At 73.1% G+C, this 25,683-nt stretch carries 23 protein-coding genes; 15 read left to right on the plus strand and 8 right to left on the minus strand.

The window, feature by feature from the left end; all coding sequences use genetic code 11:
* Nucleotides 1-173 precede the first annotated feature (173 nt).
* The 8 genes from ABTX60_RS01080 (at nucleotide 174) to ABTX60_RS01115 (ending at nucleotide 8,113) form a co-directional block, all read left to right on the plus strand.
* A complete protein-coding gene (locus ABTX60_RS01080; RefSeq protein ID WP_352094967.1) occupies nucleotides 174-602 on the plus strand; it encodes a hypothetical protein in 429 nt (142 codons plus the stop codon).
* Between the two features lie 80 nt (nucleotides 603-682).
* Nucleotides 683-1,264 carry a carbonic anhydrase gene (locus tag ABTX60_RS01085; protein ID WP_352094968.1) on the plus strand — a complete coding sequence of 194 codons (582 nt, stop codon included), beginning with the start codon at nucleotides 683-685 and terminating at the stop codon, nucleotides 1,262-1,264.
* A gap of 8 nt (nucleotides 1,265-1,272) precedes the next feature.
* Nucleotides 1,273-2,760 carry a SulP family inorganic anion transporter gene (locus ABTX60_RS01090; RefSeq protein ID WP_352094969.1) on the plus strand — a complete coding sequence of 496 codons (1,488 nt, stop codon included), beginning with the start codon at nucleotides 1,273-1,275 and terminating at the stop codon, nucleotides 2,758-2,760.
* A gap of 169 nt (nucleotides 2,761-2,929) precedes the next feature.
* Nucleotides 2,930-3,901 carry a slipin family protein gene (locus ABTX60_RS01095; protein WP_352094970.1) on the plus strand — a complete coding sequence of 324 codons (972 nt, stop codon included), beginning with the start codon at nucleotides 2,930-2,932 and terminating at the stop codon, nucleotides 3,899-3,901.
* Nucleotides 3,902-3,991: 90 nt separating this feature from the next.
* Nucleotides 3,992-5,374: a PhoX family protein gene (locus tag ABTX60_RS01100; protein ID WP_352094971.1), complete on the plus strand. Its 1,383-nt coding sequence runs from the start codon at nucleotides 3,992-3,994 to the stop codon at nucleotides 5,372-5,374.
* An 87-nt stretch (nucleotides 5,375-5,461) separates the two neighbouring features.
* On the plus strand, nucleotides 5,462-6,319 hold the full coding sequence (locus tag ABTX60_RS01105; protein WP_352094972.1) for a PPK2 family polyphosphate kinase: 858 nt from the start codon (nucleotides 5,462-5,464) through the stop codon (nucleotides 6,317-6,319).
* A gap of 68 nt (nucleotides 6,320-6,387) precedes the next feature.
* Entirely contained in the window at nucleotides 6,388-7,905 is a 1,518-nt protein-coding gene (locus ABTX60_RS01110; protein ID WP_352094973.1) for an FAD-dependent oxidoreductase, read from the plus strand.
* A 28-nt stretch (nucleotides 7,906-7,933) separates the two neighbouring features.
* The gene (locus tag ABTX60_RS01115; RefSeq protein WP_062929707.1) at nucleotides 7,934-8,113 is read left to right on the plus strand and encodes a hypothetical protein; all 180 of its coding nucleotides are present in this window, start codon (nucleotides 7,934-7,936) and stop codon (nucleotides 8,111-8,113) included.
* On the opposite strand, the gene ABTX60_RS01120 is transcribed toward ABTX60_RS01115, so the two are convergent.
* Both ABTX60_RS01120 and ABTX60_RS01125 read right to left on the minus strand, forming a co-directional pair.
* A complete protein-coding gene (locus ABTX60_RS01120; protein ID WP_352094974.1) occupies nucleotides 8,105-8,776 on the minus strand; it encodes an ABC transporter in 672 nt (223 codons plus the stop codon). The genes ABTX60_RS01115 and ABTX60_RS01120 overlap by 9 nt on opposite strands.
* A gap of 175 nt (nucleotides 8,777-8,951) precedes the next feature.
* Nucleotides 8,952-9,821 (minus strand): ABC transporter ATP-binding protein, encoded by an 870-nt coding sequence (locus tag ABTX60_RS01125; RefSeq protein ID WP_352094975.1) that lies wholly within the window; start codon nucleotides 9,819-9,821, stop codon nucleotides 8,952-8,954.
* A gap of 42 nt (nucleotides 9,822-9,863) precedes the next feature.
* On the opposite strand from ABTX60_RS01125, the gene ABTX60_RS01130 reads away from it, so the two are divergent.
* Both ABTX60_RS01130 and ABTX60_RS01135 read left to right on the plus strand, forming a co-directional pair.
* Nucleotides 9,864-10,631, plus strand: a complete 768-nt coding sequence (locus tag ABTX60_RS01130) for an aminoacyl-tRNA hydrolase (RefSeq protein ID WP_352094976.1) — start codon at nucleotides 9,864-9,866, stop codon at nucleotides 10,629-10,631.
* Between the two features lie 69 nt (nucleotides 10,632-10,700).
* Nucleotides 10,701-11,162, plus strand: coding sequence for a DUF7144 family membrane protein (locus ABTX60_RS01135; RefSeq protein ID WP_352094977.1), 462 nt, complete (start codon nucleotides 10,701-10,703; stop codon nucleotides 11,160-11,162).
* A gap of 8 nt (nucleotides 11,163-11,170) precedes the next feature.
* Here the strand turns inward: ABTX60_RS01135 and ABTX60_RS01140 are convergent, their stop codons facing one another.
* Nucleotides 11,171-11,740 (minus strand): potassium channel family protein, encoded by a 570-nt coding sequence (locus ABTX60_RS01140; protein WP_352094978.1) that lies wholly within the window; start codon nucleotides 11,738-11,740, stop codon nucleotides 11,171-11,173.
* A gap of 181 nt (nucleotides 11,741-11,921) precedes the next feature.
* On the opposite strand from ABTX60_RS01140, the gene ABTX60_RS01145 reads away from it, so the two are divergent.
* On the plus strand, nucleotides 11,922-13,436 hold the full coding sequence (locus tag ABTX60_RS01145; protein WP_352094979.1) for an MbnB/TglH/ChrH family RiPP precursor modification enzyme: 1,515 nt from the start codon (nucleotides 11,922-11,924) through the stop codon (nucleotides 13,434-13,436).
* 36 nt (nucleotides 13,437-13,472) lie between these two features.
* On the opposite strand, the gene ABTX60_RS01150 is transcribed toward ABTX60_RS01145, so the two are convergent.
* From ABTX60_RS01150 to ABTX60_RS01160, 3 genes are read right to left on the minus strand one after another with little or no spacing between them, the layout of a single operon-like run.
* A complete protein-coding gene (locus tag ABTX60_RS01150; protein WP_352094980.1) occupies nucleotides 13,473-14,981 on the minus strand; it encodes an APC family permease in 1,509 nt (502 codons plus the stop codon).
* The gene (locus tag ABTX60_RS01155) at nucleotides 14,978-16,534 is read right to left on the minus strand and encodes a GMC family oxidoreductase (protein WP_352094981.1); all 1,557 of its coding nucleotides are present in this window, start codon (nucleotides 16,532-16,534) and stop codon (nucleotides 14,978-14,980) included. Before ABTX60_RS01155 ends, ABTX60_RS01150 begins: the two co-directional genes overlap by 4 nt.
* Nucleotides 16,535-16,558: 24 nt before the next feature.
* A complete protein-coding gene (locus tag ABTX60_RS01160) occupies nucleotides 16,559-18,025 on the minus strand; it encodes an aldehyde dehydrogenase family protein (RefSeq protein ID WP_352094982.1) in 1,467 nt (488 codons plus the stop codon).
* 347 nt (nucleotides 18,026-18,372) lie between these two features.
* Between ABTX60_RS01160 and ABTX60_RS01165 the strand changes: the two genes are divergently transcribed.
* Together ABTX60_RS01165 and ABTX60_RS01170 are read left to right on the plus strand one after the other, a co-directional pair.
* The gene (locus ABTX60_RS01165) at nucleotides 18,373-19,143 is read left to right on the plus strand and encodes a TIGR04222 domain-containing membrane protein (protein ID WP_352094983.1); all 771 of its coding nucleotides are present in this window, start codon (nucleotides 18,373-18,375) and stop codon (nucleotides 19,141-19,143) included.
* Between the two features lie 114 nt (nucleotides 19,144-19,257).
* On the plus strand, nucleotides 19,258-20,868 hold the full coding sequence (locus ABTX60_RS01170; RefSeq protein ID WP_352094984.1) for an alpha/beta hydrolase: 1,611 nt from the start codon (nucleotides 19,258-19,260) through the stop codon (nucleotides 20,866-20,868).
* Nucleotide 20,869: 1 nt separating this feature from the next.
* Here the strand turns inward: ABTX60_RS01170 and hemQ are convergent, their stop codons facing one another.
* Both hemQ and hemG read right to left on the minus strand, forming a co-directional pair.
* Complete coding sequence (hemQ, locus tag ABTX60_RS01175) at nucleotides 20,870-21,601, minus strand: hydrogen peroxide-dependent heme synthase (protein ID WP_352094985.1); 732 nt, start codon at nucleotides 21,599-21,601, stop codon at nucleotides 20,870-20,872.
* Nucleotides 21,602-21,605: 4 nt separating this feature from the next.
* Nucleotides 21,606-23,051, minus strand: coding sequence for a protoporphyrinogen oxidase (gene hemG / locus ABTX60_RS01180; RefSeq protein WP_352094986.1), 1,446 nt, complete (start codon nucleotides 23,049-23,051; stop codon nucleotides 21,606-21,608).
* Between the two features lie 158 nt (nucleotides 23,052-23,209).
* Here hemG and ABTX60_RS01185 point away from each other — a divergent pair, with 158 nt between their 5' ends.
* On the plus strand, nucleotides 23,210-24,190 hold the full coding sequence (locus ABTX60_RS01185) for a DUF4349 domain-containing protein (RefSeq protein ID WP_352094987.1): 981 nt from the start codon (nucleotides 23,210-23,212) through the stop codon (nucleotides 24,188-24,190).
* 27 nt (nucleotides 24,191-24,217) lie between these two features.
* Nucleotides 24,218-25,606, plus strand: coding sequence for an FAD-dependent oxidoreductase (locus ABTX60_RS01190; RefSeq protein WP_352094988.1), 1,389 nt, complete (start codon nucleotides 24,218-24,220; stop codon nucleotides 25,604-25,606).
* Nucleotides 25,607-25,683: the final 77 nt, after the last annotated feature.

Here is a 25,683-nt window from a genome sequence, read left to right on the forward strand (position 1 = left end):
GCCCTGCGGGTAGGGCTTGTTCAAGCCACCCCAACTGCGGTTTTCAGGCTCTCTTCAGCTTGAAACGTTAAGTTAACCCTGCAAACGACTTTGCAGGGTTAACGTGTTTCTTGACCGGCCGTTGACCAACTGTTGGTCCGCACTAGACGTGTGACGCACCGGAAGGGGGGCGCATGTACCGAGGTACGACGGCTCGGACCGTGGTTTCGATCCTCGCCGCCGTCCTGCTCGCCCTCCAGTTCTTCGCACCGACGGCGTCCTTCGCATCCGCGCATACGTACAGTCAATCCGAGGCCAAAGCTCAGCCCGGAACAAAGCCCTCCGGCACGTCCTCGCGCCCCGGCCACAAGCCCCTGGGGAAGGCGCTGCGCGACGAGACGGCCGCCTGTCGCGCCGGGCATCACGGGGACCCGACCGGCCCCCTGCGGACCCGCGACCGGTCCCACACCGCGGACCTCGCACCCGCGGGCCCCGAGCGGCCGCTGCAACGGCACATCCGGCCCACGGGACCCGACCAGGTCAGACCCGGCGCCGCGCACGACCGCACGTCGAGATCCTCGACGTCGCACACCCCGGCGGCACTTCAGGTCTTTCGCTGCTGAGCGGCAGAGCAGTTTCCCCCCACCCTTGTCATGCCCGTCCGACGCGCCCCCACTGCGCGCCAGGAGGAATCAACACACTCATGCAACCCCTCATCGACAACGCCCGCATCTTCGGACAGCGCCCTGAGGAGTTCGCCCACCTCGCCGAGGGCCAGTCCCCCGACGTCCTGTTCATCACCTGCTCCGACTCCAGGGTCGTACCGGCCCTGATCACGGGCGCCCGTCCCGGCGAGCTCTTCGAGCTGCGCACCGCGGGCAACGTCGTTCCCCCGCACTCCTTCGAGCACGCCACCTCGGAGGCGGCCACGATCGAGTACGCCGTGGAGGTCCTCGGCGTCAAGGAGATCGTGGTCTGCGGCCACTCGCACTGCGGCGCCGTCGGCGCGGTGGTACGCGGCGACGACCTCGCCGCGGTACCGGCGGTGCGCGACTGGCTCGCCCGCGCGGCCGACGAGCCCGCGTGCTCGGACCCGGCCGACCCGACGGTCACCGAAGCCGTGCAGAACCACGCACTCACCCAGGTGCTGCGGCTGCGGTCCTACCCCTGCGTCGAGCGCCGCCTGGCGGAGGGCCGCCTCGGCCTGCGCGCCTGGTTCTACGAAGTGCACACCGGCACCGTGCGCGAACACCGCGCGGACACCGACTCCTTCGAGAAGCTGTGAGGGCGACCATGACCAAGTTCCCTTACCTGAAGCAGGACTTCCTCGCCTCGATCGTCGTCTTCCTGGTCGCGGTCCCGCTGTGCGTCGGCGTGGCCGTCGCCTCCGGCGTTCCCGCGGAGCTGGGCCTCATCACGGGCATCGTGGGCGGACTCGTCACCGGGCTGATGCGCGGCAGCAGCCTTCAGGTGTCCGGTCCCGCCGCCGGACTCACCGTGCTGGTCTTCGAGGCCGTCAGCCAGTTCGGAGTGGCCACGCTCGGCGTGATCGTGCTGCTCGCCGGCCTGCTCCAGCTCGCCATGGGCTTCCTGGGGATCGGCCGCTGGTTCCGGGCGATATCCGTCTCCGTCGTCGAGGGCATGCTCTGCGGCATCGGACTGGTGATCATCGCCGGGCAGATCTACGCGGCGGCAGGCCTGAAGGCCCCGGAGTCCGGACTCGGCAAGATCGCCGGCCTGCCCGGGATGTTCGCCGACTCGCTCGGCAGCACCGAGGCCCTGACCTCCCTCGCGATCGGCGCGGGCACCATCGCCGTCATCGTGCTCTGGAAGAAGCTGCCGAAGGCGGTCCAGACGGTGCCCGGCGCCCTCGCAGCGGTCGTCCTGGCCACGGTCGCCACGCTCGCCTTCAGCCTGCCGGTCGCCACCGTCCAGGTGGAGGGTCTGCTCGGCGTCATCCAGCCGCCCGGGTCCGAGGCCTTCGGCGAACTGGCGAACCCGGCCATCTGGGGCACCATCATCGCCTTCGCACTGATCGCCTCCGCGGAGAGCCTGTTCAGTGCGGCAGCCGTGGACCGGCTGCACAACGGCCCGCGCACCGAGTACAACAAGGAGATGATCGCCCAGGGCGCGGGCAACACCCTGTGCGGTCTGCTCGGCGCGCTGCCGATGACCGCCGTCATCGTGCGCAGCTCCGCCAACGTCAACGCGGGCGCCAAGACCAAGGCCTCCCGAGTGCTGCACGGCGTGTGGCTGTTGCTGTTCGCCGCCGCGATGCCGTGGGCCCTGGCCCTGATCCCGATCCCCGCCCTCGCCGGCATCCTCGTGCACGCCGGCTGGAAGCTGATCCCGTTCGGCCAGATCACGGCGCTGTGGCGGGCCCACAAGGGTGAGGCGCTCATCCTGATCGTCACCGCGGTGTCGATCGTCGCGGTGAACATGTTCGAGGGTGTGCTCATCGGTCTGGCCCTGTCGGTCGTCAAGACCGCCTGGGAGGCGTCGCACATCAAGCTCGAGATCATCGACAAGGGCGCCGGCCCGATCCAGGCGTACCTGTCCGGCAACGCGACCTTCCTGCGGCTGCCGAAGATCCTCGACAGCCTGGAGGGCCTGCCGCAGGACCGCCCGGTCGAGCTGGACCTTTCGGGCCTGCACCACCTCGACCACGCCTGCCGGACGGCCCTGGAGAACTGGGCCGCACGCCACAGCGCGACCGGCACCGAACCGGTGAAGGTCACGGAGCCCGAGGCGGCTCCGGCGGAGAAGGTCACCGTCGCCTAGCCGGCGGACCGGATCACCCACCCCTTGGTCCGGGGCGCGCCGGCTGCGCGCCCCGGACCTAGTGCGTCCGCCCCGTTTCGGCCCGGCCCCCGGCCATGGCCCCACGCCCCGGTTCGGGCATATCGTTACAGAAACGGACGGATTCGGACCTCTGAGCCGGGAGGTCGGCATGGTCGAAGAACTGGTCGGCGTGGTGGCCGCGGTCGGGGCCGGGGCGCTGGTGTACGTGGCCTCCGCGGCACGGGTCGTCAAGCAGTACGAGCGCGGGGTCGTCTTCCGGCTCGGGCGTCTGCACGGGGACGTGCGGCGGCCCGGGTTCAACCTCGTGATCCCCGCGGTGGACCGGATGCGCAAGGTCAACCTGCAGATCGTGACCATGCCCATCCCCGCCCAGGAGGGCATCACCCGCGACAACGTGACCGTGCGGGTCGACGCCGTCGTCTACTTCAAGGTCGTGGACCCGTCGGCCGCGATCGTCAATGTCGAGGACTACCGCTTCGCCGTATCGCAGATGGCGCAGACCTCGCTGCGCTCGATCATCGGCAAGAGCGAGCTGGATGACCTGCTGTCCAACCGGGAGAAGCTCAACCAGGGCCTGGAGCTGATGATCGACAGCCCGGCCGTGGAGTGGGGCGTGACCATCGACCGTGTGGAGATCAAGGACGTCTCCCTGCCGGACACCATGAAGCGCTCCATGGCCCGCCAGGCGGAGGCCGACCGGGAGAGGCGGGCCCGGCTCATCAACGCCGACGCCGAGTACCAGGCCTCCAAGAAGCTGGCCCAGGCCGCCCACCAGATGGCCGACACGCCCTCGGCACTCCAGCTCCGGCTGCTGCAGACCGTCATGGCGGTGGCGGCGGAGAAGAACTCCACGCTCGTCCTGCCCATTCCGGTGGAGCTCCTGCGGTTCCTGGAGCGGGGCGCGCAGCCCGCGGCGGAGGGCGCGGGACGGCCGAGGGACGCGAGGGACGAGAGGGACATGGGGGACGCGAGGGACGCGGAGACTGCGGACCGCGCGCAGACGACGGACCGCGCGGAGATCGAGGAGCGTGCGGTCGACCTGACGGAGCAGCGCGCCGTCGACCTGACGGAGCAGGCCGGGGAGGCCATGGAGCGGCTGCGGCGGGCCGTGGAGCAGTGACGCGCGCTACGCGCGTGGTTCCCGCGGCCCGCACCAGGTGATAGACACAGCGGGATCACTGTTCCTGTCCGCCAGCAGGAAGGTTTCCCCATGACCGAATCCGGTCGCTTCGCCACCCGACGTCGGATGCTCGCCGGAACGGGCGCCCTGGGCGTCGGGATCGCGTTCTCCGGCGCCCTCTCCGAACTCTTCGCCGGCACCGCCGCCGCGCAGGACCTCGGCCGCACCGGCTACGGCCCGCTCGTCCCCGACCCGAAGGGCGTCCTCGACCTGCCGGAAGGGTTCCACTACCGGATCCTGTCCCGCGAGGGGGACGAACTCCGCTCCGGCGAGGGCAAGGTCCCCTCCAACCACGACGGCATGTCGGCCTTCGGGGGCAGAGGCGGCCGGGTCCACCTGGTCCGCAACCACGAGAACCGTGTGAGCGGCAAGGTCCCGGTCCCGACCGTCGAGGGCCTCACCTACGACCCGGCCGGCAAGGGCGGCTGTACGGCGCTGACGCTGGACCCCCGGGGCAGGGTCCAGTCGGAGCGGGTCGCGATCGCCGGCACCGCGGTCAACTGCGCCGGCGGCCCCACCCCTTGGAACACCTGGCTGACCTGCGAGGAGACCGAGGACCGGGCCGGCACCAACGGCTACACCAAGGACCACGGCTTCATCTTCGAGGTCGACCCGGTCGATCCGCACCGCACCGGGGCCGTGCCGCTGACCGCGATGGGCCGCTTCGCGCACGAGGCGATCGCCGTCGACCCCCGGCGGGGCGTGGTGTACGAGACCGAGGACGCCTTCGAGAAGCCCTTCGGCCTCTTCTACCGCTTCCTGCCGAACCGGCCGCTGGGCGGCAGGGGTTCGCTGCGCGCGGGCGGCCGGCTCCAGGCCATGCGCGTGCCCGGTGTGCCGGACCTGTCCTCCATCCAGGAGGTCGGCGCCGAGTTCGACCACGTCGAGTGGGTGGACGTACCGGACCCGCAGGCGGCGCGGACGCCGATCCGGTTCCAGGACTTCGGCCGCGGGGGCATCACGCACGCGCAGAAGCTGGAGGGCTGCTACTGGGGCGGCCGCTCGGTGTACTTCGTGTCGTCGTTCGCGCGCCGGTCGGACGGTTCGGCCGCCGACCACTACGGGCAGGTCTGGCGCTACGACCCGGAGCGCCGCCGGCTCACCCTGGTGATCGTCTTCGGCCCGGACACCGATGTGCAGCTGCCGGGCGAGTCGCCGGACAACATCTGCCTGGCGGCCGGCGGCGGCCTCATGGTCTGCGAGGACGGCAACGGCGCCCAGCACGTCTACGGGGTCACCCGGCGCGGCGAGGTCTACGCGATGGCCCGCAACCGTCAGAACATCGGCACCGAGCAGGAGCCCGAATGGGGTGAGTTCGCCGGGGTGACGTTCTCCCCGGACGGAGACACGATGTACGTCAACTGCTACACGCCCGGCACCACGTTCGCGGTGACGGGCCCCTGGCGCCGCTAGCCGGCGCTCCGCTCCCGACCCGGGCGCCGGGTGCGAAGCCCGGCGCCCCGCCGGACCATCGAGGCACAGGACCGCGAAGGGGGCCCGGTGACACACAAGGACAGCACCTCCTTGCGGGAGCGGTTGCGCCTGCCCGCCGGTGAGCCGGTCGACCTGAGCCGGTACGACGCCGCCGCCACCCCCGCCGGTCCGCACGGCAAGGCGGCGGGCAAGGCCGCCACGACCCGGATCGGCGAGCGGCTGGCCGTCCTCCAGGAACGGCTGTGGGCGGCGAGCACCGGGGGCGACCGGCGCCGCGTGCTGCTGGTTCTGCAGGGCATGGACACCAGCGGCAAGGGCGGCACGGTCAAGCACGTCATCGGCCTGCTCAACCCGTCCGGCTGCCGGATCACCGCGTTCAAGGCACCCACCGCCGAGGAGCGCGCGCACCCCTTCCTGTGGCGCGTGGAGCAGGCGCTCCCGATCCGCGGCGAGCTGGGCATCTTCGACCGCTCCCACTACGAGGACGTGCTGGTCGCCCGCGTCCGGGAGCTCGCGCCCGCCCCCGAGGTCGCCCGGCGCTACGAGCAGATCAAACGCTTCGAGCGGTCCCTCACCGGCGACGGCGTGACCCTGATCAAGTGCTTCCTGCACATCTCCTACGAGGAGCAGCGGCGCCGGTTGCTCAAGCGCCTCGACAAACCGGAGAAGCGCTGGAAGTTCGCCGCTTCCGACATCGACGACCGCGCCCTGTGGCCGGCGTTCCAGGAGGCCTACGAGATCGCCCTCGAGCGCTGCGGCACCTCGGACGCGCCCTGGTACCTGATCCCGGCCGACCACAAGTGGTATCGCAACTGGGCGGTCAGCACGCTGCTCCTGGAGCACTTCGAGGAGCTGGATCCGCGGTACCCGGAGGCGGACTTCGACGTGGCCGAGTGCCGGAAGCGGCTGCTGGAGCAGCCCTGATCCGCCGTTCGGGCGGACGGCGGGGCGTCGGGACACTGAAGCCGCCGGACGGGGGTACTCGGCGGCTCATGAGCGAGAACCAGCAGGTCAGCAGCTCTTATTGGCTTCAGACGGCACCGGACGGCCGCCACCCGGCGCTGACGGAGGACCTGGACGTCGACGTGGCGGTGATCGGCGCCGGGATCGCCGGGCTGAGCACGGCGTGGGAGCTGACGCGGGCCGGGCGGAGCGTGGCCGTCCTGGAGGCCGGCCGGGTCGCCGCCGGCGTCACCGGACACACCACCGCCAAGGTCACCGCCTTGCACACGCTCGTCTACGACAAGCTGCGGCGCACCCGCGGCCCCGAGGGCGCACGGCTGTACGCGCGGTCCCAGTCGGAGGCGATCGAGCACGCGGCCCGGGTGGCCGAGGAGTTGGGCGTCGACTGCGAGTGGGAGACGAGGAGCGCCTACACCTACGCCCGTGACACCGGCCGCGTGGAGGAGCTGCGCGCCGAGGCCCGGGCCGCGGCCGAGGCCGGGCTGCCCGCGTCGTTCGTGACGGAGACCGGGCTGCCCTTCCCGGTGGCGGGCGCCGTCGAGGTCACCGGGCAGGCGCAGTTCCACCCCCGCAAGTACCTGCTGGCCCTCGCCGCCGACCTGGTCGAGCGCGGCGGGCGGATCCACGAGGACACCACCGTCCTCGGCCTGGACGAGGGCGAGCCGTGCAGGCTGTCGACGACGACCGGCGCGACGGTCCGGGCCCGGGACGTCGTCGTCGCGACGCACTACCCGATCTTCGACCGTGCCCTGCTGTTCGCCCGCCTCTCCACACGCCGCGAGCTGGTCGTCGCCGGCACGATCCCCGCGGACCAGGACCCGGACGGCATGTTCATCACGCCCGACGAGGACACCCGCTCGGTGCGCACCGCGCCCCACGAGGACGGCCGGCGGCTGCTCATCGTCACCGGTGAGCACTTCACGCCGGGCACGGGCGACCCGCGGGCCCGTTTCGAACGCCTCACCGCCTGGGCCACCGGCCACTTCCCGGACCTGGAGGTCACCCACCGGTGGGCGACCCAGGACACCGAACCCACGGACACGGTGCCGATGATCGGCCCCCTGCACCCGGGCGCCCGCCACACGTACGTGGCCACCGGCTTCGGCGGCTGGGGCATGACCGGCGGCATCATGGCGGGCCGGCTGCTGACCGCGCAGATCACCGGCGAGGAGTGCGAGTGGAGTGCGCTGTACGACCCGCGCCGGGTCATGCCCGCGCTGCGTGAGGCGCCGGCGTTCCTCAAGACGCAGGCCAAGGTCGCCGGGCACTTCGTGGGAGACCGGCTGCGGCCTTCCCCGCCGGTGGAATCCCTGCCGCCCGGCGAGGGCGCCGTGGTCCGTGCGGACGGTCACCGCGTCGCTGTGTACCGGGACGACGACGGCGGGCTGCACGCCGTCTCCGCCCGCTGCACCCACCTGGGCTGCCTCGTCGACTTCAACGCGGCCGAACGCGCCTGGGAGTGCCCCTGCCACGGGTCCCGTTTCGACACGGACGGCAAGGTGATCCAGGGCCCGGCGACCAAGCCGCTGGAGCAGCGGGACCTCTGACGGTCCGCCCCCGGCCTACGCTGGGCGTATGAGCGAGGACGACTACTGCCTGATCGACGCGACCAGGCCGCCCCGGGCGGACGGACCGCCGTACGCGGAGTGCGTGCTGTGCCGGGAGCCGACGGAGTACCCCGAGTCGTACAAGGGCATCACGCTCTGCCCCGCCTGCGAGTGGCAGGAGGCGCAGCGCACGGCCTGTTCAGGGTGACCTGCGGGAGGCGAGAGCACCGGCCAGGGCCAGCGCCCCGGCCGTGACCAGGGCTGCCGCGCCCAGGGGCAGCAGCGGCAGCGGGACGGTGCCCCGCTGCGACCCGGTGACCAGGCCCCGCACGGCCGCCTGGGCCGGTGAGCCGGTGGCCACCAGCGACAGCAGCGCCGCGAGGAGCAGGGCGGGAACCGCCCGGCCCGGCGACCGCAGCAGGGGCCGGCTGGTGAGCGCGCCGACGGCGGTGCCGAGCAGGGCGCAGGCCAGGGTCGCGAGCAGCCCGGCACCGCAGGCGGCCGGGAGCGGCACCCGGGTGCGGTGGTCGGAGGTGACCGGGTCGCTGAGCAGCGTCACGACGAAGGTCGCGAGCGTGCCGAGCGCCGCCGCACCGGCCAGGGCCACCAGCAGAGCGGCCACATGAGCCCGCGCGGGCCCGGCGGCCGCCGCCACGCATCCGCGTGCGGCGTCGGGTTCGCCCGTGACGCAGAGCCGCGCCAGCCACGCGGCGACGGGCAGCAGGGCTGCTGCCGTGTACCCGAGCGAGTCGAGCACCGGCTGCCCGGCCTGGATGCTGATCGCGAGGAAGGCCGCGTACAGCAGGAATGGCTGCAGCCAGCGCTGCGAGCGCATCAGCAGGGCGGCGTGGTAGCGCGTCAGGGCGGTCATCGGCGGCTCCTGTGGGCGATGTCCCGGGGGTCGACGCACCGGGCGTCCCGCACCCCGACAACAGCCGGCGGCGGTTCTCTGCGGCAGTCTCCCGATGCCGTACACCGAGGGCCCCACACCCCGACGACAACCGGCGACGACCCTCTGCGGCAGGCCGGGGTCGCTCCGCGGGCGGTCACCCCTGCCTCCCCGGGGCGGCCGTCCGCCGTGTCACGCTCACCACGTGCCAGGGCGGGCGGGCCGCAAGCAGGGTGCGGAGCAGGACGTCGGAGTGCGGGGCGGGGACGGACAGACGATAGGTGCCGGGGCCGCTCTCCTCGGCTGAGGTGACCGTCCGGCGCACCTCCTCCGGCAGCCGCCCGTCCGGCGGGCCCTGCGCCTCGACCAGCACCTGCGGACCGGACGCTACCGCGCCCTGCGCGGGCTCCTGCCGGACGACGCCCGCGTCGCGCACGACGTACGTCGCGTCGGGCAGGCCGGCGAGGCGGCGCGGGTCGTGGTCGACGAAGACCACCGAGCCGCCGGCCGCCGTGCGTTCGGCTACCGCGCGCTCCAACTCGGCGCGGGCGGCGGTGTCCAGGCCGGTCCACGCCTCGTCCAGCACCAGCAGCTCGGGCTCCCCCAGCAGGGCCTGGGCGACCGCGACCTTCTGACTGCTGCCCTTCGACAACCGGGCCATCGGCGTCTCGGCGTACGCGAGGGCCCCGAGGCGCGCCAGCCACTCCCCTGCGGCCCGGGCCGCCGCCGCCCGGGTCAGGCCGTGCACGGTGCCGAGGTGGGTGAGGTAGCCGGCGGCGGTGAAGGGCAGGGCCGGCGGAAACCGCTCGGGGACGTAGGCCGTGCGCGGCCGGCCGGTGATGCGGCCCTCGCTCGGCGCATCGATGCCGACGAGCAGCCGCAGCAGCGTGGACTTGCCGCTGCCGTTGGCGCCCTCGACGCGGACGAGCCGGCCGGGGGCCACCGCCAGGTCGATTCCGCGCAGCACCCAGGGGCCCCGCAGACCGTAGCGGCGGCCCACGTCGCGCAGGCACAGGTCGGGTCGCATGCGGCCATCCTGCACGATCTTCCGGCTGGCACACTGGGGTTCGTGAGCGAAGACCCGACGCCCGTGAGCGAGAGTGCCAGTCCCTTCCGGTCCGAGCCCTCGGCGCGCGACGAGGCACCGCAGTTCGTGCTGCCGCTCGTCGTGCGGATCGAACGGGCGGACCCGCCGGCGCGCACGGACGCACTGGAGACGGCCGCGCGGGCGGTGCTGACGATCCTGGCCGACGAGCGGTCGGCCGGCGAGGGCGAGTGGGCCGGGGCGATGCGGGACTGGCAGGACGCCAGGATCCGCAAGGTCGTGCGGCGGGCGCGCGGCGCCGAGTGGCGGCGGGCCGAGGCGCTGCCCGGCATCACGGTCACCGGCAAGGCCGCCGAGGTGCGGGTCTTCCCGCCCGTCCCGCTGGACGGCTGGCCCAAGGACCTGGCCAGGCTCCAGGTCTCCGGCACCGACCTGGACGACCCGCAGCCGCCGGTGGACGCGGACCCGTCCGCCCCCGTGCTGTGGCTGAACCCGGACCTCGGCATGTCGGCGGGCAAGGCCATGGCGCAGGCCGGGCACGCCGCCCAACTGGCCTGGTGGGAGCTGCCCGACGAGGAGCGGGCCGCCTGGCGCGACGCGGGTTTCCCGCTCGCCGTCCGGACGGCCGGCGCGGCCCGCTGGCCCGGACTCACCGGCAGTGGGCTGCCGTTGGTGCGCGACGCGGGGTTCACGGAGATCGCGCCCGGCTCGTGCACGGTGGCCGCGGACCACCCGGCGCTGCGCCGACGGCCGCACGGGACCGGCCGCGCGGCACCCACCCGTTCGGAGTAGCCGCGGGCGCGGCGGCCTGGGACGAGTGCTCCAGTGGGGTTACCAGCCGACCGACTCCAGGAGGCAGCCATGACCAGCGCCGCGCCCCCTCCCCCCGCCCCGCCCGCCCCCGGCGGCCGGATGCCCGACGGCTCCGGCGCGGGCGGTTCCGGCGATCCGTGGGCGGCCGGGGGACTCGCTCTCGGTGGCATCCTGATGGTCGTCTACGGCCTCTTCGCGGTGCTCCAGGGCATCGCGGCGATCGCCGGCGACGAGGTGTACACGAGCTTCGGCCAGTACTCCTTCGCGTTCGACCTGACCGCGTGGGGCTGGATCCACGTGATCGTCGGGGTGCTCGTGGTGGCCGCCGGGCTCGGTCTGTTCGCCGGAGCCGCCTGGGCCCGGGTCGTGAGCGCGGTCGTGGTCGGCCTGGCGCTCATCGCGAACTTCCTCTGGCTGCCGTACCAGCCGTTCTGGTCGATCATCATGATCGTGACCGGCCTGTTCGTCCTCTGGTCGGTGTTCAACTACCGCTCCTCCCGTCCGGTGTAGAGCCCCGGTCAGGGCGGCGGGCGCCGCTCGCGCTCCGCGACCACCGCGTGCATCCGGCGCGTCAGCGCGGTGGCCGCCGCCGTGAGGAACACGAAGGTGTAGACGATCTGGACGACGGTCACCATGCGGGCCTCCTGCCCGCGCGGGGTGATGTCGCCGTAGCCGACGGTCGCGAGCGTGACGACGGTGAAGTACAGCGCGTCGACCCGGGTGCGCAGGCCGGTGAACTGACCCGGCTGCTGCGCGAGGGCGTAGTACCCGGACGAGAAGACCAGCACGGCCAGGCACATCAGCAGGGAGATCATGATGCCCGACCGGGCCTGCGGCTTCTCCAGCACGACGTCGCGCACGTGGCGCAGCAGCAGTGCGGCGACGAGCGTCAGGCACAGCACGAACAGCGGCCAGCCCAGCCAGGGGCGGTCGGCGCCCAGGCCCTCCAGCGGCAGCAGGAAGTAGGCCGTGCCGCCCGCCAGGAGCACCGCTCCGGCCCCGATCCGCAGCCGGCGGACGGCCGCCTCCCCGAACTCCTTCTCCCGCCTCCGCGCGGGGCGGTGGGGCTGCTCGCTGCCTTCGGGCATAGGTCCGGTCTACGACGGATCGGGACGGGACGCGACCCTTGCGCCTCCGTCAGTGGGGACGACGGCCGGGCCCCCGAACCTCAAATGTTGCTCTGAAGGCGGGCCGTGCGGGGTTCGGGGGCGAGCGGCTGGGCCATACCCCCCTCACGTTCGAGGAACGGGCCGGGTGGAGGAGGGGACGATGGAGCGACTGGGGACGGGCATCGGGTGGCGACCGGAGATCGCGGACGCCGTGGAGCGCATGCCGGGCATCGACTGGGTCGAGGCGGTGGCCGAGAACGTCTGCCCCGGGCACCTGCCCGACTCCCTGCGGCGGCTGCGTGAGCGCGGCGTCACCGTGGTGCCGCACGGCGTCTCGCTCGGCCTCGGCGGCGCGGACCGGCCCGACGCCGGACGGCTGACCGCACTGGCCGAGCGCGCGGAGGCCCTGGGCTCCCCGCTGGTCACCGAGCACATCGCGTTCGTACGGGCGGGTGGGCCGCTGACCGTCTCCCCGCACCTGGAGGCGGGCCATCTGCTGCCGGTGCCGCGGACCCGGGACGCCCTGGACGTCCTGTGCGAGAACGTGCGCATCGCCCAGGACGCGCTTCCGGTGCCGCTGGCCGTCGAGAACATCGCCGCACTGGTCTGCTGGCCGGGCGAGGAGATGACGGAGGGCCAGTTCCTGTACGACCTCGCCGACCGCACGGGCGTTCGTCTCCTCATCGACGTGGCCAACCTGCACACCAACCACGTCAACCGCGGCGAGGACCCGTCCAAGGCCCTCGCCGAACTGCCCCTGGAGGCCATCGCCTATGTCCACGTCGCCGGCGGCTTCGAACGCGACGGCGTCTGGCACGACAGCCACGCCCACCCCGTCCCCCGGCCGGTGCTCGACATCCTGACGGACCTCGCCTCCCGCGTCAGTCCTCCGGGCGTCCTCCTGGAACGGGACGAGAACTTCCCGGAACCGGCGGAACTGGAAGCCGAGTTGACCACGATCCACCGCGCGCTGGAGGCGGGGGCGGTCGAACGCGTGAAGACAGAGCTCCGCTCGGCCGCCGACAACGCCGTGCGGCGGGCGGGAACCGGAGCGGTCGGTGACGAACCGCTGCTCACGGCGACCGCCGCCGGGCGGCGGGAAGCGACCGCGGGCCGCGGCGGTGAGCTGCCCCCGGCAGCCGACGCCGGAGCGCGGGTAGCCGCTTCCGGCGGAAACCGTGCCGTGTGGCACGGCCATGAGACCGGGGCGGCCGGGGCGACACGGGGCGTCTCCGGCCTGCCCCATCCAGAAGGGGACGCCGACGCCCGGCAGCGGCTCGGGCTGGCGCAGGCCGCGTTGCTGTCGGCGCTGGTCGCGGGCACGCCCGTGCCCGAGGGGTTCGACCGGGTGCGGATCGGTGTCCAGGCGCGGGCGCTCGCCGCGAAGCGGGCGGACGTCGTGGCGAAGGTCGCTCCCGAGTTGCCGGTGATCCTCGGGGACGGGTACCGCACGGCGTTCCTCGGCTACGCCCAGGCCCGCCCGATGACCGCCGGGTACCGGCGCGACGCCCTCACCTTCGCCGAGCACCTGCTGTCCGCCGGGCTCCCCGGGGACGCGCGGGCGCGGCGGGAGCTGCGGGAATGGTGGCTGGAGCGGTCGGGCCCGGCACCGCGCTCCCGGCGGCCCGGCCACCGCCTCGCCGGCGCCACGCGCAGGGTGCTGCTGCGGCGTTGACGGGTGAGGAGCCCGGCGCGGCCCTCACCCCTCGTCTCACTCCTGCCGGGTTCCGGGCGGAGGCCCCCCGCGCATCGCACCGGCCTTCTCCGGCACGGCGTCTCCCGCCGGGGCGTCACCGCGGCCGTAGTGGTGCGTGGTGAACATGTAGAGCAGGCCGGTGCCCAGCACCACGCCGCCGCACAACAGGACGATCCAGTTCTCCCACCAGGACTTCTCCGGGGTGCGGGCCCAGCAGATGTTGATGATGGCGAGGATGCCGTAGACCAGCGCCGCGACGTTCACCGTGAGGCCCCAGCGGCCCAGGGTGAACTCCCCCGCCGGGCGCCAGCCCTTGAGCCGGGCACGCAGTGCGGCCAGGACCACCATCTGGAACGAGCCGTAGATGCCGAGGATCGCGAACGAGACGATGTTGGTGAGGGCGTCCTCGGAGAGCAGCGACGCGAAGGCGATGACCAGCGGCACCGCCGCGGAGACGAACAGCGCCCAGCTCGGCACCGCACGGGCGTGGACGAACCGCCGCAGCAGCGCGTGTCCGACGATCATCTCGTCCCGGGCGTAGGAGTAGATGAGCCGCCCGGCCGCGGCCTGGAGGCTGATCGTGCAGGACAGGAAGGAGATCAGCACCACGGCCATCACCATCCGCGCCCCGGTCTCGCCCATGGCGTCGTACAGCACGTCCACCACCGGGTCGGCCTGTTCGCCCGAGATGATCGCGTTGAAGTCCGTGACCGACAGCAGCAGCGACATACAGGTGAACGTGGCCGCCGCGCCGCCGATGTAGATGGTGCGGCGCATCGCGCGGGGGATGACCCGGCCCGGGTGGGCGACCTCCTCGGCGGTGTCGCCGCACGCCTCGAAGCCGTAGTACTGGTAGAGGCCGATGATGCCGGCTGCCAGGAACGCCGGCAGGTAGGAGCCGTCTCCCCCGGTGCCGTAGGTGTCGAAGATGACGCCAAGGCCCTGGTGACGGTGGGTGGCCAGCAGGTAGACGCCGACCACGAGGGCTCCGATGAGCTCGCCGGCGAAGCCGATGAGCGCCGCCGTCGACAGGGCCTTGGTGCCCATGTAGTTGATGAGGATGGCGACGACGATGAGCACGGCGGTGCACAGCACGGTGGTGTGCACGGTGGCTCTGAAGCCGAAGAGGATGGCGATGTAGGGGCCGGCGCCGTAGGCGACGGAGGTGATGGTCACCAGCAGCGCCCACATGTACACCCAGCCGGTCATCCACGCCCAGCGCTTGCCCCACAGCCGCCGGGCCCAGGGGTAGACACCGCCCGCGATCGGGTACTGGGCGACGATCTCGCCGAAGATCAGCGCGACAAGGAACTGGCCGCAGCCGGCGACCAGGAACGCCCAGATCATCGGCGGTCCGCCGTCGGCGATCGCGATGCCGAAGAGGGTGTAGGTGCCCACCACCGGGGAGAGGTAGGTGAAGCCGAGGGCGAAGTTGGCCCAAGGGCTCATGTCCTTGCGGAACTCGGAGCCCGGCTCTCCCGAGGGGGCGCCGGACGCCGGTGCGGGAGGCTGTGTACCGGTCACTGCTGGGACCTCCGAGCCGCGGTGATCAGGTCGGCGGCCCGTTCGGCGGCGAGCAGCACGGTCACCATCGGGTTGATGGTGGGCATCGTCGGGAACACCGACGCGTCGACGATCCGCACGCCGTCGAAGCCGCGCAGTCTCAGCTCGGGGTCGCAGACGGCCATGGGGTCGTCCGCGGCGCCCATGCGGCAGGTGCCGGCCGGGTGGTAGACGGTGTGGGCCGCCCGGCGGCCGTACTCCGACAGGTCGGCGTCGGACACGACGTCCGGGCCGGGCGCGACCTCGCGGACCAGCCAGTCGCGCAGCGGGTCGGTCGCGGCGACCTCGCGCGCCACCTTCAGGCCGTCCACGATGGTGCGCTCGTCGTGGCCCTCGGGGTCGGTGAAGTACCGGAAGTCCAGGGCGGGGTGCTCGGCGGGGTTGTTGCTGCGCAGCCACATGCGGCCGGTGGAGCGGGCCCGCGGCACGTTCGGCGTCATGCACACCCCGTGCCGCGGGACGGGGTAGCCGAGGCGCTCGGTGTTGACGGTGAACGGCACCTGGTAGAAGTGGAACATCAGGTCGGGGCGCGGCTGGCCCTTGTCGCGGCGCAGGAACAGGCCGGCGTCGGAGTCCATCGCGGAGTTGGGCGGCAGCGGCCCCGCGGTCTCCCAGACGATCACGGACTCGGGGTGGTCCAGGAGGTTCTCCCCGACGCCGGGCAGGTCGGCCCGTACCGCGATGCCCAGGGCGCGCAGGTCGTCGGCCTGTCCGATGCCGGAGAGCATCAGCAGACGCGGGGTGTCGATGGCGCCCGCGCACAGCAGGAGTTCGCGCTCGGCGCGCACGGTGGCGGGTTCGCCGTCGGCGCCCCGGACCGCGACCCGGGTCAGCCGGCCGGACTCGTCGGGGATCAGCCGGTGGGCCCAGGTCTCCAGCTTCAGCGTGAGGTTGGGCCGGTCCAGCACCGGGTGGAGGTACGCGACGGACGCGGAGGAGCGCAGGTTGCCCTCCGGCTGGTAGGCCAGCGAGAAGAAGCCGGTGCCGTCGGTGAAGGGTTCGGCGTTGAAGTCGTCGACGACGGGGACGCCGAGGGCGCGGGAGGCGGCGGTGACGAAGTCCTCGGCGATGGGATTGCGGTCGGCTTCGGCCACCGGGACGATCTGTGTGAGCAGCCGGTCGCGGTAGGGCAGGATCGTCGCCGGGTCCCAGCCGGAGCCGCCGTGGCCGACCCAGTCGTCGAGGTCCTGCGGCAGCGGCAGGAAGCTGATCAGGGTGTTGTGCGAGGAGCAGCCGCCGAGCACGCGGGCCCGGGAGTGCAGGATGTGCGAGTTGCCGCGCGGCTGCTCGACGGTGGTGTAGCCGTAGTCGAACTCCGTGTCCAGCAGGTTGATCCAGTTGCGCAGGCGCAGGATGCGCTCGTCGCCGACATCACTGGGGCCGCCCTCGATGACGCAGACGCGGCAGTCGGGGTCCTCGCTCAGCCGGGCGGCGAGCACGCAGCCGGCGGTGCCGCCGCCGACGATGACGTAGTCGTAGGCGGACTCGTCACCGTGCGCGGGAGTGGTGGCCATGCGGTGCCTTTCTTCGGTGGCCGGTCAGCCCTTGAACCAGCCGGAGGGGGCGGGGGCGAGGTTCTGGTAGATGTGCTTGGCCTCCTGGTACTCGCGCAGCCCCGTGGGGCCGAGTTCGCGCCCGACGCCGGAGCGGCCGAAGCCGCCCCACTCGGCCTGCGGTACGTAAGGGTGGAAGTCGTTGATCCACACGGTTCCGTGCCGCAGCCGCTGGGCGACGCGCTGGGCGCGGCTCGCGTCCGAGGTCCACACACCGCCGGCCAGGCCGTAGCGGGTGCCGTTGGCCAGTTCGACCGCCTCGTCCTCGCCGCGGAAGCGCTCGACGGTGACCACCGGGCCGAAGACCTCCTCCTGGACGATGCGCATGGACCGGTCGCAGTCGGCAAAGATCGTCGGCAGCAGGAAGAAGCCGCGGCCGAGGGCCGGGTCGTCGGGGCGGGTGCCTCCGGTGACGAGCCGGGCGCCCTCCTCTTTGGCGACGGCGATGTAGGCCTCGACCTTCTCGCGGTGCTCGGCTGAGCTGAGCGGGCCGCTCTCGGTGCCCTCGTCCAGGCCGTTGCCGAGCCGGATCGCCCGGGCGCGCTCGGCGTAGGCCTCGACGAACCGGTCGTGCAGGGAGTCCTCGACGAGCAGGCGTGAACCGGCCGAGCAGACCTGCCCGGAGTGCAGGAAGGCGGCGTCGAGGGCGTAGTCGACGGCGGCGTCGAAGTCGGCGTCGGCGAAGACGATGTTGGGGTTCTTGCCGCCCAGTTCCAGGGCGATGTTCCGCGGCCCCTCGGCGGCGGCGGCCATGATGGCCCGGCCGGTGTTCAGGCCGCCGGTGAAGGAGACCAGGTCGACGTCGGGGTGGCTGGTCAGGGCCGCGCCGACGGTCGCCCCGGAGCCCAGCACGAGGTTGGCGACGCCGGGTGGGGCTCCGGCCTCCTCGATGAGCCGGATCATGGCGATGGTGGTGAGGGGTGTGGTCTCGCTGGGCTTGAGGACGAAGGTGTTGCCGGCGGCGAGGGCCGGGGCGACCTTCCAGGAGGCCTGCAGCAGCGGGTAGTTCCACGGGGCGATGAGCGCGCACACGCCGACGGGCTGGTAGACGACGCGGCTGAGGACCTCCGGGCCGACGTCGACGACCCGGCCGCCGTCCTTGCCCGCTAGTTCGGCGAAGTAACGGAAGGCGTTCGCCACGTCCTCCACGTCGATGCGGGCCTCGGTGAGCGTCTTGCCGGTGTCGAGGGTCTCGGTGCGGGCGATGTCCTCCCGGTCGCGCAGCAGCAGGTCGTGGACGCGCAGCAGGAGGTCGGCCCGGTGGCGGGAGGGGGCGTTCGCCCAGTTCTCCTCGGCGAAGGCGCGCCGGGCGGCGCGCACGGCGCGGTCGACGTCGGTGGCGTCGGCCTCGTCGACGGTGGTGACGACCGAGGCGTCGTAGGGGTTGACCACCTCGCGCCTGCCACCGGCCGCCGCCTGCGTCCACTGGCCGTCGATGTACAGCTCACCCACCGCGGGGCCTCCTTCGCGTCCGGCCGGAGCCCTTTCGGCTCGACGGTCAGCAACATGGCCCATCGGGCGGGCGGCGGCCACGGGGCACACCGCCGCGACGGCGTCCGGGCGGCCCAGTAGACCCGGGTGGGCTAGTCGCCCGGACCCGGGCACGCGCACCCGGTGCCGGGCCTGACACCCGGATCACATACGCGGAAAACACCCCTACGGCAGTTGAGGAGAACACGCTCCCGCCACCCGCCCACAGCCCGCCACCGAGCTGAAGCGGAACGTCACATACCGACAACACTCGGTCCGGAGTGAACAAGGCATGGTGTTTTCGGGACCGTGTCCCATACAAACAACATATGCTCTGGGTCCTTTTCCTGCTGGCGGCCTGGGCCGTGGCCGGCACGGCGTGCACGCGTCTGTGCCTGGCCGCCGTACGCGCCGCGGCCGTGGACGCGGACACCGGCCCGGGTCGTGAACTCACGCTGTACGAAGCCGCGTTCCTCTCCGGCGGCCCCCGCCGGGTCGCCGACGTCACGCTGGTCGCGATGGCCCGTCAGCGCCGGCTGCTCCTGGCACACACAGGCTGGGCGACGGTCGTCGACCCGCGCGGGCGGGACGAGATGGAGCGGTCGGTGATAGGGGCCATCGGTCCCGAGGGGCAGTCCCTGATCGCGCCGGTGCGCTCCACGGCCGCTGCGGCCGACGCGGTGCGCGGGATCGCCGAGGGGCTGGTGCGCGCGGGGCTCGCGGTGCCGGACAGCGCCCGCACGACGGTCGCGACGGCCGTCCGGCAGGTCCGCGTGGCCGCCGTTGCCGTCCTCGGGCTGGGCGTGGCCGCGCTGCTGACGCCCGCTCCGCCGGACATGCCGCGGCACCTGGTCGCCCTGTGGTTCGCGCTGCCGCTCGCCCTGACCCTGAGCTGCCTGGCGGTCGCGCGGGTCGAGATCCACCCCTACTCACGCTGGGCCTCCCCGGCCGGGCGGCAGCTGCTCGGCACGCTGACCCGGAGCGCGGACGACACCGCCGACGACCGTACGTACCTCACCTCGGTGGCCGTGCGCGGCGTCAGCGCGATCGGCGAACCGGACCTGCGCGCCGCTTTCGCGCACCGCGAGTCGCACGGCTGACCGGGCGGGGACGCACAAGGGGCACGCAGCCCGACACCGGCGGACGGTGCTTGCCTTCCCCCCGCACCGAACGAAACATCCCTTTTGTCGCCACCGTGCACCGAAGGGATACGTATGAGAGCCGCCCTCCTCTACTCGGCCGCCGGGTCCTTGCTGTTGAGCACCCTCGCCGGGACCCCTGACACCGAGGACCCGGCGGGGGCGGCGGAGCGGCGCGGCACCGCCGTGGCGGCCGCACGGGCGAAGGCGGCAGGTGTCGATTTCGGCCCCTGCCCCGACGCGCAGGACCTGCCCGGCAGCATGCGGTGCGGCACGGTGCGCGTCCCGCTGGACTACGCCCGCCCGGGCGGCGAGCAGATCGAACTCTCCGTCAGCAGGACCCGGGCCACGCAGAAGGACCCGCACCACGGCGAGCAGCCGGTCGGGCGGCAGGGCGCCCTGGTCTACAACCCGGGCGGGCCGGGCGCGACCGGCCTGTACTTCCCGCTCATCGGGCTGCTCCCGGAGTGGAAGCGGATGGCGGCCGCGTACGACCTCGTCGGCTACGCGCCGCGCGGGGTCGGCCGTTCGGCGCCGCTGTCGTGCACGGACCCGGAGCAGTTCTTCAAGGGGCCCTCGCAGGCACCGGCCCAGCCCTCGGAGTCGTACAAGAGGGAACGCATCGCGCGGGCGAAGGCGTACGCGCGTGGCTGCGCCGAGCGCGTGGGCGGCGCCCTGCGGCACTACCACTCCCTCAACAACGCCCGTGACCTCGACGTGCTGCGCGCCGCGCTCGGCGAGGAGCGGCTGACCTTCATGGGCTCGTCGTACGGAACGTACTTCGGTGCCCTGTACGCGACGATGTTCCCGGGGCACGTGCGGCGGATGGTGTTCGACTCGGTGGTCCACCCCGGCCCGCACCGGATCTGGTACCGCAACAACCTCGCCCAGTCGGCGGCGTTCGAGCGCCGCTGGGCGGACTTCCGGGCCTGGGTCGCCCGGCACCACGACGTGTACGGGCTGGGCGCGACCGCGCGGGAGGTGCTGCGCAGCTACCAGCGGGCGAGCGCGCTGCTGGCGGCCGAACCGGCGGGTGGGAAGGTCGGACCGGGCCAGTTGCAGGGGGCGTTCCTGCAGGCCGGGTACTACGACGACCAGTGGCCGCACCGCGCGCACGCGCTGTCGGCCTATCTCAAGGGTGACCCGAAGCCCCTGATCGAGCAGGCGGAACAGCGTCCGGAGGCGGCGGCCGAGGCGGAGAACTCACGCGCGGTGTATCTGGCCGTCGAGTGCAACGACGCCCCCTGGCCCACGGACTTCGCGGTGTGGGACCGGGACAACACCCGGCTCGCGCGGATGGCACCCTTCGAGACCTGGGGCAACGTGTGGGCGAACCTGCCGTGCGCCTACTGGCGGGCGCCCCGGCAGCGGCCGCTCGACGTCGGCACCGGTCCGGGCGAGCTGCCGCCGACGCTGATCCTGGCCGCCGAGCGGGACGCCGCCACCCCGTACGACGGGGCCCTCGACCTCCACAACCGTCTCGCGGGCTCGGCGCTGGTGACGGAGCGCGACGCCGGCGCCCACGGGCTGGCGGGCGGCCCGAACACCTGCGTCAGCGGCCATCTGGAGGCGTATCTGCTGGAGGGGCGGCTGCCGGGACGGCGCGCGGACTGCGCCCCGCACGCCGAGCCGAAGCCGACGGCCCCGGACAAGCCGGGGGCCTCGGCTCTCAGAGGCGTCCGCTGAATCAGGCCAGCGAGGCGACCAGCTCGGTGATGTCCTTGCGGCGGCCCGTGTAGAACGGCACCTCCTCGCGCACGTGGCGGCGGGCCTCCGAGGCGCGCAGGTGACGCATCAGGTCGACGATGCGGTACAGCTCGTCGGCCTCGAAGGCGAGGATCCACTCGTAGTCGCCGAGGGAGAACGAGGCGACGGTGTTGGCACGCACGTCCGGGTAGCCGCGGGCCATCTTGCCGTGGTCGGCGAGCATGCGGCGGCGGTCCTCGTCGGGCAGCAGGTACCAGTCGTAGGAGCGCACGAAGGGGTAGACGCTCACGTAGTCGCGGGGCGTCTCGTCGGCGAGGAACGCCGGGATGTGCGCGCGGTTGAACTCGGCGGGGCGGTGCAGCGCCATGTTCGACCAGACGGGCTCCAGGGCGCGGCCCAGCTTCGTCCGGCGGAAGAGGTTGTACGCCTCCTGCAGCGCGTCGCTGGTCTCCGCGTGCCACCAGATCATGAGGTCGGCGTCGGCGCGCAGGCCCGAGACGTCGTACGTGCCGCGGATCGTCACGTCCTTGGCGGCGAGCTGGTCGAACAGCTCCTGGACCTCGTCGGCGTACCCGGCGCGGTCCTCGGGGAGGACGTCCTTCAGCTTGAAGACGGACCAGAGCGTGTAGCGGATGACCTCGTTGAGGTCCTTGGCCAGCTTGCCCTTGTTCGGGATCCTGCCGGACTCGGGGGTGGGGGCGTCGTTGCTCATGGCCTCATTCTCCCGCTCCGCCGTGCAAGCTCTGCACCGGGTGGGCGGTGAGCTCCCGAACGGCGACCGGGTCACCGTGGACCTGGTCGACGGCGGCGTACGCGCTCGCGATGCAGGCGGGGATGCCGACGCCGTCGTACGCGGCACCGCAGACGGCGAGGCCGGGGAGGCGGGCGATGTGCTCGCGGATGCGGGCCACGCGCGCGTAATGGCCGACGGGGTACTGGGGCAGGCCGTCGTCCCAGCGGGTGACGCGGGTGGCGACGGGTGTGGCGTCGAGGCCGGTCGCCGCCTTCAGGTCCTGCCGGGAGACGTCGGCCAGCTCGCTGTCGTCGCGCTCGAGGATCTCCGTCTCGCCGTACCGCCCGACGGAGGTGCGCAGGACGACCAGTCCGTGGTTCTCGTCGGCGATCCAGCCCCATTTCTGCGAGGCGAACGTGGACGCCTTGATGGTGTGGCCGTCGACCGGCGGCACGAGGAAGCCGCTGCCGTCGGGCAGGGCTGTCTCGCTGCGGCGGTAGGCGAGGGTGACCAGGGCCATGGAGGCGTACTCGACGGCGTCCAGCTCGGCGGCGGCCCCGGGGTTCTCGGCGCGCAGCAGCCGGGCGGCCGCGGGGGCGGGCGCGGCGACGATCACGGCGTCCGCGAGCCACTCGTGCCCACCGGAGACGATGTGCCAGCCGCCCTCGGGGGTGCGACGCAGCCCGGTCACCGGCGTCCCCGTGAGGATCTCGCCCCCGCGGGCCCGGACCGAGTCCGCCACCGCGAGGGGCAGGGTGCCGATGCCGCCCCGGATGCCCATGAAGACCGGGCCGGTCTGCCGGGCCGCGGCCGCCTTGGCCTGGAGCTCGCGGACCCCTGCCGTCAGGGAGGTGTGGCTCCGGGCCACCTGGAAGAGCTGCGGAACGGCCGAACGCATGGAGATGCGGTACGCGTCACCCGCGTACACCCCGCCCAGCATGGGCTCCAGCAGGCGGTCGACGACCTCCCGGCCGAGGCGCCGCGCCACGTACTCCCCGACCGCCACGTCGTCGCCGACCTCGGTGCGGGGCAGCTCGGCGTCCCGCTCGATGCGGGCGAGGCCCTCCTCGGACAGCACACCGGCCAGTGCGGACGCGGTGCCGGGCACGCCCATCACATGCCCCTTGGGGAAGGGGCGCAGGGCGCCGCGGGTCCACAGCGAGGCCGTCGCCGTGGCCGGGGGCTGGAGGCGGTCGGCGAGGCCCACCTCGCGCGCGAGCGCCACGGCCTCGGGCCGACGGGCCAGCAGCGACTCGGCGCCGAGGTCCACCCGCGCGCCCGCGACCTCTCCGGCCAGCAGCTTGCCGCCGACCCGGCCGGAGGCTTCCAGCACGGTCACCCGCGCCCCGCGGTCCAGCAGCCGGTGCGCGGCGGCCAGCCCCGCGATGCCCGCCCCGATGACGACGACCCGCCCTTGCACTTCGCGCATGCCCCCAGCCTCTCAGATCCCTCTGACGGCGCCGCCGCGCCCCGGTGTCCTTCACGAGTCCCGACCGTGACCGCATCGGGACCGTCCCGGGCCAAACGTTCTGCGCCGTCCGGGCGTCGAAGAAGCGTCAGCAGAATCGACCCTCGGGGGATGCCCGTATGCGCACACGACGATCCGTACGACACCCCGCATCGGCCCTGGCCGCACTCCTGGTGGCGGCCGCCCTCGCGCTCACGGGGTGCAGCGCGGGGGACGACGCGGCGGGCGGCAGCAGCTCCGCCGCCGACCGCGGGGCGGACGACAAGGGCGTCTCGGGCGAGGCCGCTCCCGGCGGCACCGGAAGCGGCGCCAAGGCCGCGGCACCGCCGAAGCTCGCCGCGAGCCACATCATCCGCACGGCCTCTCTGACCGTGCAGGTCAAAGACGTCCCCAAGGCCCTGGACCAGGCCCGCACCGGCGTCGAGAACGCGGGCGGCTACGTCGGCAACGAGACGACCACCCGGGACTCCGAGGGCCATGAGCGCACCCGGGTCGTGCTGCGCGTGCCCGCCGAGAAGTACGACGGGGTGCTCGCCGAACTGGAGGGCTCCGGCAAGCTCCTCGACCGCAGCGCGAAGGCCGAGGACGTCACCGACCAGGTCGTGGACGTGGAGAGCCGGATCAAGACGCAGCGTGCCAGCGTGGCCCGGATCCGCGAGCTGATGGACCAGGCCGGCAAGCTCGGTGACGTGGTGACCCTGGAGGGCGAGCTGAGCACCCGCCAGGCCGACCTGGAGGCGCTGCTCGCCCGGCAGAAGTCCCTGAAGGACCGCACCAGCCTGGCCACCATCACCCTGTCGCTGTCCGAGACCCCGGTGAAGAAGGCGGCCGAGGACGGCGATCCCGGGTTCGTGGACGCGCTCGCGGGCGGCTGGAACGCCTTCGTGACGATGCTGCGCTGGCTGGCGGTGGCCATCGGCGCGCTCCTGCCGTTCGCGGCGGTGGCCGCGCTGATCGTCCTGCTGTGGCTGCGGGTCGTGCGCCCCCGCCTGCCGCGCCGCCCCGCGCCGGTGTCCGCGACGACCGCGCTCGGCCCGCTGCCGACGGCCCGGCCGGCGCCGGAGTCGACGCACCAGCGGCACCCGGGTGAAGGGGACTGAAGTGCCCTGCTCCCGTAGCGTGTTCGCATGAACATGAGCCGTGCACGGGAGCGACTGGTCGTCATCGGCGGTGACGCCGCGGGTATGTCCGCGGCGTCACAGGCGCGCCGCCTGAAGGGCCCCGGCGAGCTGGAGATCGTGGCGTTCGAACGGGGCCACTTCACGTCGTACTCGGCGTGCGGCATCCCCTACTGGGTCGGCGGCGACGTCACCGACCGGGACGAGCTCGTCGCCCGCACGCCCGAGGAGCACCGCGCCCGGGACATCGACCTGCGCCTGCGCACCGAGGTGACCGAGCTCGACGTGGACGGGCAGCGGGTACGCGCGCGTGACGTCGACTCCGGCGAGGAGTCCTGGACGTCGTACGACAAGCTCGTGATCGCGACCGGCGCCCGGCCGATCCGGCCGGACATGCCCGGGACGGACGCGGCCGGGGTGCACGGTGTGCAGACGCTGGACGACGGCCAGGCGCTCCTCGACACGCTGGAGGGCACGCGTGGCCGCCGCGCGGTGGTGGTCGGGGCCGGCTACATCGGCGTGGAGATGGCCGAGGCCCTCATCAAGCGCGGCTACGAGGTGACGGTCGTCAACCGCGGCAGCGAGCCCATGTCGACCCTCGACCCCGACATGGGCCGCCTGGTGCACGAGGCCATGGAGGGCCTCGGCATCACGATGGTGAACGACGCCGAGGTCACGAAGATCCTGACCGGCGACGACGGGGCGGTGCGGGCGGTGGTCACCGAGGACCGCGAGTACCCCGCGGACGTCGTCGTGCTGGGCATCGGCGTCCGCCCCGAGACGGCCCTCGCGAAGGCCGCCGGACTCCCCCTGGGCCCGCACGGCGGTCTGCTCACGGACCGCTCGATGCGGGTGCGCGGCCAGGAGAACATCTGGGCCGGCGGCGACTGCGTCGAGGTCCTCGACCTGGTCTCGGGCCAGGAGCGGCACATCCCGCTCGGCACGCACGCCAACAAGCACGGCCAGGTCATCGGCACCAACGCCGGCGGCGGCTACGCCACCTTCCCGGGCGTGGTCGGTACAGCGGTCAGCAAGGTCTGCGACCTGGAGATCGCCCGCACGGGCCTGCGCGAGAAGGACGCCCACCGCGTCGGGCTCCGCTTCGAGTCGGTCACCATCGAGTCGACCAGCCGCGCGGGTTACTACCCGAACGCCTCCCCGATGACGGTCAAGATGCTGGCCGAGCACCGCACGGGCCGTCTCCTCGGTGTCCAGATCGTCGGCCGGGAGGGCGCGGGCAAGCGGGTCGACATCGCGGCGGTCGCCCTCACGGCGGGCATGACAGTGGAACAGATGACGGCCCTAGACCTCGGCTACGCCCCACCCTTCTCCCCGGTCTGGGACCCGGTCCTGGTGGCGGCCCGCAAGGCGTCGGCGAAGGTCCGCGGTTCAATCTGAGAGGCGGCAGGTCCACGCCCCGAGGGACGCGGGGCTGTATCGATGTGCGGCTCCGCCGCGTGGGCGCGAACGGCCAC

Origin of the sequence: Streptomyces sp. NPDC126510, assembly GCF_040302345.1 — a bacterium.
Classification (GTDB): domain Bacteria; phylum Actinomycetota; class Actinomycetes; order Streptomycetales; family Streptomycetaceae; genus Streptomyces.

Bases quoted from the DNA above. Each gene is read 5' to 3' on its own strand.
- ABTX60_RS01080 (WP_352094967.1), top strand. From the start codon at position 174: ATGTACCGAGGTACGACGGCTCGGACCGTGGTTTCGATCCTCGCCGCC.
- ABTX60_RS01085 (WP_352094968.1), top strand. From the start codon at position 683: ATGCAACCCCTCATCGACAACGCCCGCATCTTCGGACAGCGCCCTGAG.
- ABTX60_RS01090 (WP_352094969.1), top strand. From the start codon at position 1,273: ATGACCAAGTTCCCTTACCTGAAGCAGGACTTCCTCGCCTCGATCGTC.
- ABTX60_RS01095 (WP_352094970.1), top strand. From the start codon at position 2,930: ATGGTCGAAGAACTGGTCGGCGTGGTGGCCGCGGTCGGGGCCGGGGCG.
- ABTX60_RS01100 (WP_352094971.1), top strand. From the start codon at position 3,992: ATGACCGAATCCGGTCGCTTCGCCACCCGACGTCGGATGCTCGCCGGA.
- ABTX60_RS01110 (WP_352094973.1), top strand. From the start codon at position 6,388: ATGAGCGAGAACCAGCAGGTCAGCAGCTCTTATTGGCTTCAGACGGCA.
- ABTX60_RS01115 (WP_062929707.1), top strand. From the start codon at position 7,934: ATGAGCGAGGACGACTACTGCCTGATCGACGCGACCAGGCCGCCCCGG.
- ABTX60_RS01120 (WP_352094974.1), bottom strand. From the start codon at position 8,776: ATGACCGCCCTGACGCGCTACCACGCCGCCCTGCTGATGCGCTCGCAG.
- ABTX60_RS01125 (WP_352094975.1), bottom strand. From the start codon at position 9,821: ATGCGACCCGACCTGTGCCTGCGCGACGTGGGCCGCCGCTACGGTCTG.
- ABTX60_RS01135 (WP_352094977.1), top strand. From the start codon at position 10,701: ATGACCAGCGCCGCGCCCCCTCCCCCCGCCCCGCCCGCCCCCGGCGGC.
- ABTX60_RS01140 (WP_352094978.1), bottom strand. From the start codon at position 11,740: ATGCCCGAAGGCAGCGAGCAGCCCCACCGCCCCGCGCGGAGGCGGGAG.
- ABTX60_RS01145 (WP_352094979.1), top strand. From the start codon at position 11,922: ATGGAGCGACTGGGGACGGGCATCGGGTGGCGACCGGAGATCGCGGAC.
- ABTX60_RS01155 (WP_352094981.1), bottom strand. From the start codon at position 16,534: ATGGCCACCACTCCCGCGCACGGTGACGAGTCCGCCTACGACTACGTC.
- ABTX60_RS01165 (WP_352094983.1), top strand. From the start codon at position 18,373: ATGCTCTGGGTCCTTTTCCTGCTGGCGGCCTGGGCCGTGGCCGGCACG.
- ABTX60_RS01170 (WP_352094984.1), top strand. From the start codon at position 19,258: ATGAGAGCCGCCCTCCTCTACTCGGCCGCCGGGTCCTTGCTGTTGAGC.
- hemQ (WP_352094985.1), bottom strand. From the start codon at position 21,601: ATGAGCAACGACGCCCCCACCCCCGAGTCCGGCAGGATCCCGAACAAG.
- hemG (WP_352094986.1), bottom strand. From the start codon at position 23,051: ATGCGCGAAGTGCAAGGGCGGGTCGTCGTCATCGGGGCGGGCATCGCG.
- ABTX60_RS01185 (WP_352094987.1), top strand. From the start codon at position 23,210: ATGCGCACACGACGATCCGTACGACACCCCGCATCGGCCCTGGCCGCA.
- ABTX60_RS01190 (WP_352094988.1), top strand. From the start codon at position 24,218: ATGAACATGAGCCGTGCACGGGAGCGACTGGTCGTCATCGGCGGTGAC.